General features: G+C 58.0%; 9 protein-coding genes and 7 pseudogenes. 11 read left to right on the top strand and 5 right to left on the bottom strand.

Annotated features, from left to right (window positions below; translation table 11 throughout):
* The first annotated feature begins 4 nt into the window (after window positions 1-4).
* The 4 genes and pseudogenes from ACV1FX_RS39245 to ACV1FX_RS39260 all read left to right on the top strand — a co-directional run.
* Window positions 5-1,048, top strand: coding sequence for an ABC transporter substrate-binding protein (locus tag ACV1FX_RS39245; RefSeq protein ID WP_473122867.1), 1,044 nt, complete (start codon window positions 5-7; stop codon window positions 1,046-1,048).
* Between the two features lie 75 nt (window positions 1,049-1,123).
* Entirely contained in the window at window positions 1,124-2,374 is a 1,251-nt protein-coding gene (locus ACV1FX_RS39250; RefSeq protein WP_473122860.1) for an ABC transporter permease, read from the top strand.
* 32 nt (window positions 2,375-2,406) lie between these two features.
* A complete protein-coding gene (locus ACV1FX_RS39255) occupies window positions 2,407-3,210 on the top strand; it encodes an ABC transporter permease (protein ID WP_473122868.1) in 804 nt (267 codons plus the stop codon).
* A gap of 288 nt (window positions 3,211-3,498) precedes the next feature.
* Window positions 3,499-4,104: pseudogene (locus tag ACV1FX_RS39260) on the top strand (SDR family NAD(P)-dependent oxidoreductase); the annotation flags it as partial.
* 76 nt (window positions 4,105-4,180) lie between these two features.
* On the opposite strand, the gene ACV1FX_RS39265 reads toward ACV1FX_RS39260, so the two are convergent.
* The 5 genes and pseudogenes from ACV1FX_RS39265 to ACV1FX_RS39285 all read right to left on the bottom strand — a co-directional run bounded on the left by ACV1FX_RS39265 (window position 4,181) and on the right by ACV1FX_RS39285 (window position 7,398).
* Window positions 4,181-4,768, bottom strand: coding sequence for an anthranilate synthase component II (locus ACV1FX_RS39265; protein ID WP_473122869.1), 588 nt, complete (start codon window positions 4,766-4,768; stop codon window positions 4,181-4,183).
* Window positions 4,762-5,540, bottom strand: a pseudogene (locus tag ACV1FX_RS39270) (anthranilate synthase component I family protein). Before ACV1FX_RS39270 ends, ACV1FX_RS39265 begins: the two are co-directional and overlap by 7 nt.
* 14 nt (window positions 5,541-5,554) lie before the next feature.
* On the bottom strand, window positions 5,555-6,103 hold the full coding sequence (locus ACV1FX_RS39275; RefSeq protein ID WP_473122861.1) for a hypothetical protein: 549 nt from the start codon (window positions 6,101-6,103) through the stop codon (window positions 5,555-5,557).
* Window positions 6,104-6,309: 206 nt separating this feature from the next.
* Window positions 6,310-6,615 (bottom strand): Dabb family protein, encoded by a 306-nt coding sequence (locus tag ACV1FX_RS39280; RefSeq protein ID WP_473122862.1) that lies wholly within the window; start codon window positions 6,613-6,615, stop codon window positions 6,310-6,312.
* Window positions 6,616-6,758: 143 nt separating this feature from the next.
* Window positions 6,759-7,398: pseudogene (locus ACV1FX_RS39285) on the bottom strand (GntR family transcriptional regulator).
* 410 nt (window positions 7,399-7,808) lie between these two features.
* On the opposite strand from ACV1FX_RS39285, the gene panD reads away from it, so the two are divergent.
* The 7 genes and pseudogenes from panD (at window position 7,809) to ACV1FX_RS39320 (ending at window position 11,925) form a co-directional block, all read left to right on the top strand.
* Window positions 7,809-8,222 carry an aspartate 1-decarboxylase gene (panD, locus tag ACV1FX_RS39290; RefSeq protein WP_473122863.1) on the top strand — a complete coding sequence of 138 codons (414 nt, stop codon included), beginning with the start codon at window positions 7,809-7,811 and terminating at the stop codon, window positions 8,220-8,222.
* A gap of 21 nt (window positions 8,223-8,243) precedes the next feature.
* A pseudogene (locus tag ACV1FX_RS39295) lies at window positions 8,244-9,400 on the top strand (8-amino-7-oxononanoate synthase).
* Window positions 9,397-9,621: pseudogene (locus tag ACV1FX_RS39300) on the top strand (AAA family ATPase); the annotation flags it as partial. The pseudogenes ACV1FX_RS39295 and ACV1FX_RS39300, both read left to right, overlap by 4 nt.
* A gap of 115 nt (window positions 9,622-9,736) precedes the next feature.
* Window positions 9,737-10,180 (top strand): aminotransferase class III-fold pyridoxal phosphate-dependent enzyme, encoded by a 444-nt coding sequence (locus ACV1FX_RS39305; RefSeq protein ID WP_473122864.1) that lies wholly within the window; start codon window positions 9,737-9,739, stop codon window positions 10,178-10,180.
* A pseudogene (gene panB, locus ACV1FX_RS39310) lies at window positions 10,152-10,969 on the top strand (3-methyl-2-oxobutanoate hydroxymethyltransferase). The gene ACV1FX_RS39305 and the pseudogene panB overlap by 29 nt, the downstream one beginning before the upstream one ends.
* A gap of 52 nt (window positions 10,970-11,021) precedes the next feature.
* Window positions 11,022-11,420, top strand: a pseudogene (locus ACV1FX_RS39315) (4-phosphopantoate--beta-alanine ligase); the annotation flags it as partial.
* A 214-nt stretch (window positions 11,421-11,634) separates the two neighbouring features.
* Complete coding sequence (locus tag ACV1FX_RS39320; RefSeq protein WP_473122865.1) at window positions 11,635-11,925, top strand: hypothetical protein; 291 nt, start codon at window positions 11,635-11,637, stop codon at window positions 11,923-11,925.
* The last annotated feature ends 122 nt before the right edge of the window (window positions 11,926-12,047 follow it).

The raw sequence follows: 12,047 nt of genomic DNA on the forward strand, positions 1-12,047 counted from the left end.
ATTGATGGCGGCAAGCGCGATGGCCATAACCAGCATGACGGCGAGCGCGCTGATGCTTGCAAATCCCGCGCTTGCCGGCGATCAGCTGACAATCACCTCCGGAGGCGGGGCCCTCCAGATGAGCCTGCGCAAAGTCCAATTCGAACCTTTTTCGAAGGCGACCGGGATCAAGATCACCGAAGACGAGTACAATTACGAAGTCGCCAAGATCCGCGCCATGGTCGAATCGAAGACCGTGAGCTGGGACGTGGTCGACGTCGGCCAATCTGTCGCCATAAGACTATGCGACGAGGGCATCCTCGAAACAATCGACTGGAACAAGCTGGGCCTCGACCGAACCAAATTCGTGGCCTCCGACAAGTATGACTGTGGGGTGCCGAGTCACGTCTCCGCCACGGTGATCGCTTATGACAAGGACAAATTGGGGAACGGTCCGAAGACCATCGCCGACCTCTTCGACTTGCAGAAATTCCCTGGCAAGCGCGGACTGCTTAAGGATCCATACGCTAACCTCGAATGGGCGCTGATCGCCGACGGCGTCGCCATCAAGGACGTCTACAAGCTGCTCAACACGCCCGAGGGCGTCGATCGCGCCTTCAAGAAGCTTGACACAATCAAGAAAGACGCCGTCTGGTGGACGAGCGGCGCCCAGCCGCCGCAGCTACTAGCCGACGGCCAAGTCATCATGACCGCCGCTTATAACGGCCGGATCTACGATGCCGTCAAGAACTCCGGGAAGCATTTTGAGGTCATGTGGGATGCTGCGGTGCTGGGCTTTAACTTGTGGGCCATTCCCAAGGGCGATCCGCGACTAGACAACTCCTACAAGTTTATTGCCTTCGCCGCATCCGCCCAGGCCCAAGCTGACCTGACGAGGTACATTCCCTACGGTCCCGCCAACACGGACGGGATGGCGCTTGTCGATCCGGTGATCCTGCCCCACCTCCCGACCGCACCGGATCACATGGGTATAGAGGCCGACGCCGCGTTCTGGGCTGACAAGGGCAACGATCTGCGCCAGCGCTTTACCGCCTGGCTAGCAAAGTAATACCAAGGAAGAAACGTCGGGGAGCGCTTCCGTTCTCCTCGCCCGTCTCCAAAAGACGAACTGAGAGAGGAGCCGATGGCGACGATGACCGCCGAAATCGCCGGCACCCCTGCTGGCACTCCGCTGCGGCTAAAACTGCTGCGGGTCGAACGCCGCCGCAAGCTGAGAGCGCTCACCCTCGTCCTGCCTCTCCTCCTCTTCATTCTGATCACTTTCGTGCTGCCGATCGGCAGGATGATGTTCAACGCGGTCCATGACGATACGCTGCTGACGCTGATGCCGCGAACCATGGGTGCGCTCCGCGACTGGGACGGAAAGGGCCTGCCCGACGAGACCGTCTATGCTGCTCTGGCGAGCGACCTAAAAGTGTCCTGGTCACAGAAGACTGCACCTCAGATCGGCGAGCGGATGAACTATGAGCTGCCCGGCGCTCGCAGCCAGGTCACATCGAGCGCCCGCAAGGCAAGCACTCTTTCCGTCGGTCCTTACAAGGCGCCGCTGATTGAGATTAGTCCGCTCTGGGGGCAACACGACGTCTGGAGTCTGCTCAAGCGCGGAAGGTCGGCCTATACGGCCTTTTACCTGCTGCGTTCGCTCGATTATCAGTATGACTCCGACAGCCAGATCGTCGCCTCGCGGCCCGAGAACGCTATTTTCCGCGACGTTTTCTTGCGGACGATCGGCATCAGTATCTGCGTGACCATCATGACTGTCCTGCTGGGGTTTCCAGTGGCCTATCTGCTGGCGACATTGCCGCCCAAGTCTAGCAATCTATTGATGATCATGGTCGTGCTGCCGTTCTGGACTTCGTTATTGGTGCGCACTACCGCCTGGGTCGTGCTCCTGCAGCAACACGGCGTCATCAATGACATGTTGGTGACGCTGCATGTCATATCGCAGCCAGCCGAGCTCATCTTCAACCGGGTCGGCACCATGGTTGCCATGACGCACATACAACTGCCCTTTACACTGCTGCCGATATATAGCGTGACGAAAACGATCTCACCGAGCTTTGTCCGCGCCGCTCGTTCGCTCGGTGCCGGACCCTTCTACGCATTCTGGAAGGTTTACTTCCCGCTCACTCTGCCGGGAATCGCCGCCGGCTGCCTTCTGACCTTCATTCTGTGTCTAGGCTACTACATAACCCCAGCCCTCGTCGGAGGGCCGGCCGATCAAATGCTGAGCTATTTCATTGCCCACTACACAAACGAGGAACTCAACTGGGGGATGGCCTCGGCGCTCGGCGCCATTCTGCTCGGTGCCACGCTGGTCCTCTACTATGTCTACAAGAAGCTGGTCGGCCTCGACCAAATCAAGATGGGGTGACAGCGATGGCCGTTCCCGCCTGTGCCACTCCGATGGAGAAGGGCTGGTTCTATCTGCACCGGCTGATCTGCGGAGCCGTTCTGCTGTTTCTGATTGCTCCGATCCTTGTGATCGTTCCACTGTCCTTCAACTCGGTGCCATTCTTCAGCTATCCGATGCCGGGGCTGTCCCTGCGCTGGTATCAGGAGTTCTTCCTGACTGGCCGGTGGCAGGGCGCACTCCACAACTCCATCTTCGTCGCCGTATCTGTTACCCTCCTATCAACTATTCTGGGCACGCTAGCCGCGCTCGGGCTCAGCCGACCGAACTTCCCCTGCCGAACGGCCGTGATGAGCATTCTGATCTCTCCAATCGTCGTGCCGGTGGTGATCACGGCTGTCGGCGTGTATTTTTTCTATGCCGATGTCGGATTGCTTAACACTTATGCCGCGCTGATACTCGCACACACCACGCTCGCTACACCCTTCGTCGTCATCACCGTGACCGCGACCCTGACGGGTTTCGATCACTCGCTGACCCGAGCTGCCGCCGGGCTCGGTGCGCCGCCGCTTACCGTCTTCTTCAAGATCACCCTGCCACTCATACTTCCGGGCCTAATCTCTGGTGCGCTCTTTGCCTTCGGCACCTCCTTCGATGAGGTGGTGGTCGCACTTTTCGTTTCGAGTGCTGAGCAGCGCACATTGCCAAGGGTCATGTTTTCCGGAATCCGCGAGGAAATCAGTCCGACCATCACTGCCGCCGCCACCGTGTTGTTCCTCTTCTCCATCACCATGCTGACCACCGTCGAGCTGCTGCGGCGGCGCTCGGAGCACCTGCGCGGCATCCGCAACGTCTGACGGTCCAATCGCACGTCGGGACCCGTAGTAATGCGCGAGCAAGCGACGCGCCTATAGATATGGCGATCCAGCCTAACCTTCCAACTGCACGCTATAAAGCCGATCGTTCGATTGCGTTTCTCCATCCTCAGCGGGCCGACTGAAACGAGCCAGTCATTTGTTTTCGCTAAACGAAGTACTCGGTCCCGCCATAGATGATCACCTCTGTTGATCAACATCGGGTCAATGAGCTCGCTAACATCTTGGTGAACAACAAGCGCGGTCTGTTGATCTCGGCGCGTCGCGGCAGAGATCAAAGCGGCCGGTGGCGACGCCGTACCGCTACAGCTCGACGTGACGGATGCGGATCAGCTCACAAAGATTGTCGCTGAAGCCGAGCGGCAACTTGGTCCGGTTACAATCCTGCTAAATAATGCGGGTATTCCGGACGCGCAACGCGCGACAAAAATGTCCATTGATCTTATTGACCGGGTTCTCGATACGAATGTGCGCGCGCCGTACGTACTGTCATGCGAGGTCGCGCGGCGATTGATTGCGGCAAAGCGTCCTGGCCGTATCGTCAACATCGCGTCCTCTTCAGCCTGTTTTTATGGAGGAAACGGCGCCGCGCTCTATTCGATTAGCAAGGCCGCAGAGGTGCGCATGACCGAAGCGCTTGCCGTCGAATGGGCGAAGTTCAACATCAATGTCAACGCTATCGCGCCGGGAGCGTTTTCGTCCGAAATGGTCGATGGCATGCTGCAGCGCGTGGGCGATATCACCCAAGGATTTCCGCGGCCGCGCATCGGCGATCCGGCGCAGCTCGATAGCACCTTACTGTTCCTGGTGTCGCCGTCATCGGACTTCGTGACCGGCACCTGTGTGTGCGTCGATGACGTTCAGACCGGCAGGTAGTTTCGCGCGGCGTCTATTATCGTCGAAGCATCATTTTCGAGACTTGCGTAATTGAAACGTGAAGCGCGGCGCGACCTCACGCCCAGTATGCATCGACGATTCGCAAGAAGTTTTGAAACAGCACATGTCCTTGTGGGGTAAGTATCGATTCTGGATGGAACTGCACTCCATAAGTCGGCTGATAGCGGTGGGTCAGAGCCATGATCTCGCCTTCCTGCGAACGTGCCGTGACCTTCAGATCCTGGCCGCACGGCTGATCGAGCTCGATAACCAGAGAATGGTAACGACCGACGCAAATTGGAGACGGGAGGCCTTCGAACAGTCCTCGGCCATCATGTGTTACGCGCGAGGAGCGACCGTGCATAGCACGCACCGCGCGCGCCACGCGCCCGCCGAACACGCTCCCGATACACTGATGTCCGAGGCAGATGCCCAGGATTGGCACGCGACCTGAAAGTTCGTGCACGGCGGTCTTCGATATTCCAGCCTCAGCTGGAGTGCAGGGGCCAGGAGAGATGACCAGTGCGCTCGGCCCGAGGCCAATAAGATCGTTGATGCTGATGCTGTCATTCCGGATTACCTCCGTCGCTTCGCCAAGCTTTCGGAAATACCTGGCAATGTTGAAGACGAAGGAATCGTAATTGTCGATGATGACAATTAAAATGCCTCCGATGTTTCAGAACGAAGTGCGTCGAAGATGCGCTGCGCCTTTGCGGGAGACTCTTCATACTCTGCTTCCGGCTCCGATAGGGCCGTTGTGCCGCTACCTGCATGAAACACAGCTTGACCATTGTTGATTATTACTGTGCGGATCGCAATATTCGTATCCATGTGCCCATCGAAGCCAACAAAGCCGATCGCTCCCCAATAGATCTCTCGCGCCACACGCTCAATTTCCGTAATGATTTGCATCGATCGCACCTTCGGTGCGCCTGTAATGGAGCCGCCAGGAAAGCAAGCGCGGAGTAGCGTAACGGCGTCTTCGCCTTTTGCAATCTCACCCGTCACGATCGACACGAGGTGGTGCACTGAAGCATAGGATTCGAGTTTGCACAGCCCTGAAACCTCGATTGAATCCGGAGTGCAAACGCGTGATAAATTGTTACGCAGGAGATCGACAATCATCGTATTTTCTGCCCGATCCTTCTCGGACGCGACGAGAATTTCGGCGCGACGCTGGTCCTCCAGGGAATCCGCGGAGCATCCAATCGTGCCCTTGATGGGGCGCGTTTCGACCAGTGGTCCGTCAGCTTTAGAAATCGTTCCGGCGAGCTCGATGCAATGGTCAGCCTGCCGTACCGCAAGAGGGCCGCAAAGGGGGCTGGGTTCAAGGACCGCAGCTGGCAGTAGAAGGCAAGCGGATCAAAGGAGCTTGACAGTCTTGCGCTGAAGCGCTGCGCAATGTTCGCTTGAAAGACATCTCCAGCCAGGATCATGTTGACAACGCGCTTTACTGCGGCAGTATAGCTCGCTCGGCTGAAATTCGATTTCCATGCGTCCACCCTGACGGGGCTATCCTTCGGCGGGTTTGAGCTGATAAGCAAAGCCGCAAACTCATCGGCTCGACAGCGTGCACGTTCCTTCTGACGTGCTGGGTCTTGCTCCGGCCAACCGGTAGAAACGATCCAGCATCGGTGGTCGCGGTGATCGTAACTGAGTACGACGTCATAGAAATGAGGATGGATTGAGGAAAATGCCAACCCGGGATCTCCGGCGCCGGCAATCGCTCCAGTGTCCTGTTCAGATCGTAGGCAAAGAATCCGGCCGCACCTCCCTGAAACGGCGGAAGATCAGGATGATGCTCTTGCGGATAATTGGCGAGGAGGCTGCGAAGAGCTTCCCATGGATCACCCTCAAGAGGCTCTTGGCTGGTCCTCGCCTGTCCGTCCGAGACCACGAAGGTGCTGAACGGTTCACAAGCCAGATATGAATAACGTCCAAGGGAACCGTGCCTTGCCGAACTATCAAGAAACTGAGTTGCGGCCGATGCGCGAGACATTGCATCGCGGCGACGGGCTCAATCCACTGCAGTTCGCGGAAGTACATTGGAATCACTGACCAACGGCTCGTATGCTGTGAGAGGCGTCCCCATTGTAATCCCCGCTCCAATAACAGCGATGCTTGTCTATGGCCCGCAAGTTCTCGAATCCGATCGCAACCTCGAAGACACACGCTGCGCCGGCAATTCGGCCTATTATTGTCGTTTCAGGCAAAACGCGCATTCATTAATACGTCGTAGTCGGCGGCGAAACGCAGTTCGCGGAGCGGGCGTACTCGCTTGATCGATTCCTGATATAGATGATGCGCTTTGTAAGCTGCGAGCTCCGCCTCGTTCTCGAACTCACCGTAAACCATAATGTCGATATCGTTTCCAAACTGGTCATGCTTGCGGTTGCGAGCAACTTCGAGCCGGCGCGCATGTGGAATTGTGGTAAGAACCCTTAGGCCCTCAACTATTTGATTGATATGGATCTTGTTCTTGGCAGTGAAGAAGACGATGTGACGAATCATGATGAGCCTAGAGTGATGTCGGAAGTGGGCGGTCCCTATAGTGGGATTGTGTTGCAAGCTCTTTCCTCGTCGCGCGGCAAGGTGATCTGCCGGTATCGCAATCCCGAGGCTCTGCAACGGAACTCGCTAGAACCCATTTCTGGTCAAGATGCTAAAAGCGCAATGCGCTCGATGCTTTGGATATGACGCGTGAGCAGGTGGCAGGCTTGATCGATATCGCGCGCTCGCAGCGCTTGCAGAATGAGGCGGTGGTCCGGATTGGAGCGTGGTCGCCAGCCGGCCCTCCGCGCCATCGCGAACACCAACCGGGAATTTGCGAGCTCTAGTCCGTCCAGGCTGGCGAGCAGGCGAGGCATCGCACAGGGCGCCGCCAGCGCGTGGTGAAACGCGCGGTTGCCTGCGTCAAAACCCGCGATCGTTTGGGCATTTTCTCCCTCAATCAGGGCAAGCTCGATTTTTGCCAGATGGGCCGGTGTGAGCTTTGGCGCCGCATTGCGCAACGCGACCACTTCGAGAGCGGCGCGCATCTCGGGCGATCTCCCTCACTGATTTGGCATCGAGTGGAGCAACCCGCACGCCGCGGCGAGGGGAAGCGACGACAAGATGTTGGGCCTCCAAGTAGCGAAAAGCCTCGCGCACCGGGACGTGGCTGGAATTGAACTCCCGCGCCACATGATCCTGCCGGAGTGGGACATTCGGCTGCAGTGCGCCGCTGATAACTCGCTCAGCGATTGTCCCTGCAATGCGCCCCGCAATCGTCCTGCTCTCTCCGCCGCTCATCATAGATTATCTATCACAAGCTGTATGCGCGATTTTAGCAGGAAACGCTCTCAACAGCGCAGCATTTCTCCAAAGTCAGGCCGACTTTGCCTTCTTCCGTCGTCGATCGGCTTCTACGTTGACTTTAGCCTCGGCCGAGGGTGGCGGCATGACTGCAGCCGCCCGACACCATAGATATTTGCGAAGCTTATCAATGATCAGGCCGCGGCCAGGAAAAATGGGATCGGGGGTAGCGGCTGCAGGTGTGCTTCTCAGTCAGCACGAAATATCTTTGGTGATGCGCTGTTGACCACGAGGGGTCCGGAACGAGACCACGGCGTGAATTGCCTGGACCGGCTTGGCACGAAGTCCGGGCGAGTCGCCTGTAAGCAGAGCTGCAAGTTCGCCTTGCACAACCAAACGTCCAGGTGACAATGCAGATTACGTTGATGAAGGGCAAAATACATCGCGCTTCGGTTACCGAAGCCGATCTGCACGATGAGAGCGCGATCTCGATTGATGGCGCATTGCTGGACGCGGCGGGATTAATGGTCCATGAGCGCGTCGAGATCTTCAATACTGACACTGGAACGCGCTTTGCCACCTACGTGGTTGAGTCGCCCCGGGCATCGGGCACGATAGGCCTGAGCGGCGCTGCTGCGCGCCTCGCGCTGCCCGGGGATAGAATTATTGTCGTTGCTTACGCCTCTTTGGAGGAGGCAGAAGCGAAAACCTTCAGGCCCCGGGTCGTGGTTGTTGACGGACAAAACCGCATTTTGCGGGTTGAGGGCCGAGAGGCCGGTACTCGGGCAAATGCGTCTAGCGCGTCGGAATTCCGTCGCACCTGATATGGGGCTGCGAGGGACACAATGAAGTCTATCCGTCAGGCCGGGGTTTCACGCTACGTGGAAGACTTGCATGCTCTGGAAAGAGATGGCCGACTGCGCGGCCTTAATCCTCGCGCGGGAATCGACTTCGTCTCGAATGATTATTTGGGGCTCGCAAGTGCACCACGTATGAAGAAGGCCGTCCTGGCCGCGATTGAGGCCGGTACGCCAATAGGAGCTGGTGGTTCGCGCCTTCTGCGCGGCAACTGCGAGGAGCACGAGCGGCTTGAAGCGGAAGCCGTTCGTTTTTTCAACGCGGAGACAGCGCTTTTTTTTCAGCGGTGGTTATGTCGCAAATTTTTCTGTCCTGACGACGTTACCGCAGCGAGGTGACCTACTGGTTCTCGATTCTCTCGTGCACGCGCGAGCATCCATGAAGGCGCGCGGGCTGGCCGAGCCGACTTCCGGATCAGCGCGCATAACGATCCTTAGTCTGTTGAAAGTACGATCCGTGACTGGCGTGGTCAGGGCGGAAAGGGGCGGATCTGGATCGTGGTCGAAAGCATCTACAGTATGGATGGCGATTTCGCCCCGCTGGAAGACCTTAGCTCGATCGCAGCCCGGCACGATGCGTTTCTTTTCGTGGATGAGGCGCATGCCACGGGCGTTTATGGCGAGCAGGGACGAGGGCGCTCCGCTTGCTTGGAAGGACACGAAAATTTGGGGGTCGTTCATACCTGCGGCAAAGCGCTGGGCGCCGCTGGAGCGCTCGTTACAGCCTCTACCGCGGTCCGCGACTTTATGATCGATCGCTGCGGGCGTTCATTTTTGCAACCGCGCCCTCGCCATTGATTGCCGTTGCCGTCCGGGAGGCGCTGTTGATCCTGCAGCAGGAGCCCGAGCGTCAGCAGCGTCTGGCGAGGCTGGTCGCCCTCACGCATCGGGAGATGAAGATGCGCGATTTCCGGTGTCCGTCAAAATCACAGATCGTACCGTACATCGTAGGTGACAATGGGGAGGCGATGCGGGTTGCCTCGGGACTGCAGGCGCGCGGCTTCGATATTCGCGGAATTCGGCCGCCAACCGTGCCGCCGGGAACCGCACGTCTCCGCGCTTCGCTGACGCTCAACGTCGGTGAGGATGACGTATGTGCAATGCTGGATGCGCCCGCTGAACAGACGAGAGGCTGGTCTCGATGACTCTGCGGATCGTGGTGACCGGTACAGATACTGGAATCGGAAAAACTGCGTTTTCTGCCGGACTTGCCGCTCCCCTGGGTGCGAACTACTGGAAACCGATCCAGGCCGGACTTGAAGAAGAAAGCGTTACCGAGACCGCGGCACGGCTGGGAGGCCTCCCGCCCGATCGGACCTTGCCGGAGCGTTACCGCCTTCGAACGGCTGCTTCGCCTCATCAATCAGACACGCTGCAGTCAGCGTTCGAAGCGTCGTTCCATGCGGTTGATTTCAAGCTCTGATGCCAAGAAAGGAGTTTGAATTCCGCATCCGTTCAGGCAGAACTCGCTTCAGAATGAGATGACGAAGGTTCTACGTGGTGATGCTGCCTGTCTCTACAGCGGGGATGGCCGACGTATCAAAGATGCAATTTCGTCCTGGTCGGTCGTGGCCCACGGTCATTGCCATCCACATATCGTAAGCGTCATCCGGGATCAGATCGGCAAGCTCGATCAGACCATCTTTGCCGAGGACACCCACAAATCGGGTGAAGAGGTTACAGAGCGACGGTCGCAACGCACAGCCCATGCTCTCGATTACGAGTTCTTCTCTGACACCGGCTCAACAGGTGTCGACGTCGCTGAACGGGCGCGGGGTGACCGAAACAATAGAGGTAAACCTCGGGCACGTGTCGTCGTATTGTTACCGTGTTCGCTCGCTTTCACTAGGAAAAGCGAGCTTTGCGGATGCAGGCCAGGAGCAGATCAGAATCAAAATGAGTCATCTTTCGAAGCCGCCGGTTGAACGCGTCACGATTCCGGTTTTACAACGATGGAAGCGAGGGGCGTCGCATCGTAGTGACCACCGCTTACGATGTGGTTGCGGCTCGTATAGCCGATCCGATCGTCGACATCATCCTCGTTGGCGACAGTGTGGGGAATGTCTGCCTCGGCTTCGACAGCACCCTTCCTGTCACCATGGCCATGATGAATCACCATGTAGAGGCGGTCGCACGCGCAAGGGGGCGTGCTTTGATCGTGGCCTCTGAGCTTTCACCTCAGCGGTGAGGAGACGATACGCAATGCGGGGGGCTTTGTGCAGCGTGGTGCCGACGCCGTGAAGCTCGAGGGAGGTGCCAAGCGCGTCGACATGGTTCGCGCTTTGGTCGATTGTGAGAGTCCCGTAATGGGCCATCTGGGCCTGACCCCACAGAGTCTTAATATGATGGACGGCTCAAGGTGCAGGGCAAGAAAGTGCACGATGCAGTGAGCCTCCTTGAGGACGCACACTTTCTCCAGGAAGCTGGATGCTTCGCTCTCGTCTTGGAAAGTACCCGGCGGAACTCGCCGCGCGAGCTGCCGAGTCCCTGACCATCCCCACCTTCGGAATCGGAGCGGGATCTGAGTGTTCTGGCCAGGGGCTCGTGATCCATGATGTGTTCGGACTGACCGAGGCCATCGGCCGAAATTTGTCCGTGCGTATCCGGACGGTTTTCAATTTTTGCAGGCAGCCCTCTCGCGCTGGGCTGCTGACGTCCGCCAGGTTGCATTCCCGGCACAACAGCAGTCCTATCGGCCTCCTCAAGCTCTGTAGGACGTGATCGCAAATTGGGTCCCCCAACCATCACAGGCCTGACAATGCAGAATTGACGACGATCGCTGAGCTGCTTCACGCCCTCGCATTGTCACGCGAGGCCGATAAGCGCATCGGATTTGTTCCGACGATGGGATATCTGCACGAGGGGCATCTGGCGCTGGTCGAGGCGAGCCGGGCGCAATGCGACGTCACCGTACTAAGCATCTTTGTCAACCCCACCCAATTTGGACCAAAAGAGGACCTCGGTACTTATCCTCGGGATTTCCCGCGTGACAAAAAGATGTGCAGCCATGTGGGAGTAGATATCCTCTTCGTCCCGGACACACATGAAATCTATCCGGTTCGGTTTGAGACCTTTGTTGAACCGGGCGAGTTAGCCCAGCCATTGTGCGGGGCTTTCAGGCGCGGCCATTTTCGTGGGGTTACGACCGTGGTCTGTAAGCTGTTCTGCCGCTCCAGACGATCGTGATCACCGTTTCCAGGCCATCGTGATCACCCATTCCAGAGCATCGTGATCACCGTTTCCAGCGGATCGTGATCGCTATTTCCAGCGATCGTGATCGGGGACAATGGAAGGTGCGCACGGCTGACGGTTTGCAACCCAGGTAGCTTGGTCCTTTGCCCAACAGCAGAGGACTGAGATGCCGACAGAGAGACTGTCCATGCGCCACATTCGCGAAGTTTTACGCCTGCATTACACCGTCGGCATGTCGCAGCGAGCGATTGCCCGCAGCCTCGGCCTGGCCCAGGGCACAGTCTGCAAGTACCTCAACTTAGCGAGCCGGGCCGGCATGACCTGGCCGTTGCCGCCCGAGTTCGATGACGATGTTTCCCTCGAGAACCGGCTCTTTCCGCCACCATCCGAGCTGCCCAGCAACGAGCGTCCACAGCCGGATTGGCCGGCGGTCCACCGCGAGCTCCGTCGCCCCGGGGTGACGCTGATGCTGTTGTGATGGGGTGGACGCCCCCCTCGACGGCATCAATGTGCCAAGATGGTGGTGTTGAAACAGCCACTGCAGAGAAGGAGCGTCCGCCATGGAAGTTAGCACGATCGGAATAGATTTGGCGAAGAATG

This window comes from Bradyrhizobium ingae, from assembly GCF_055791185.1.

Coding starts and splice junctions, on each gene's coding strand:
- ACV1FX_RS39245 (WP_473122867.1), top strand. CDS start 5: ATGGCGGCAAGCGCGATGGCCATAACCAGCATGACGGCGAGCGCGCTG.
- ACV1FX_RS39250 (WP_473122860.1), top strand. CDS start 1,124: ATGGCGACGATGACCGCCGAAATCGCCGGCACCCCTGCTGGCACTCCG.
- ACV1FX_RS39255 (WP_473122868.1), top strand. CDS start 2,407: ATGGAGAAGGGCTGGTTCTATCTGCACCGGCTGATCTGCGGAGCCGTT.
- ACV1FX_RS39275 (WP_473122861.1), bottom strand. CDS start 6,103: ATGTCTCGCGCATCGGCCGCAACTCAGTTTCTTGATAGTTCGGCAAGG.
- ACV1FX_RS39280 (WP_473122862.1), bottom strand. CDS start 6,615: ATGATTCGTCACATCGTCTTCTTCACTGCCAAGAACAAGATCCATATC.
- panD (WP_473122863.1), top strand. CDS start 7,809: ATGCAGATTACGTTGATGAAGGGCAAAATACATCGCGCTTCGGTTACC.
- ACV1FX_RS39305 (WP_473122864.1), top strand. CDS start 9,737: ATGACGAAGGTTCTACGTGGTGATGCTGCCTGTCTCTACAGCGGGGAT.
- ACV1FX_RS39320 (WP_473122865.1), top strand. CDS start 11,635: ATGCGCCACATTCGCGAAGTTTTACGCCTGCATTACACCGTCGGCATG.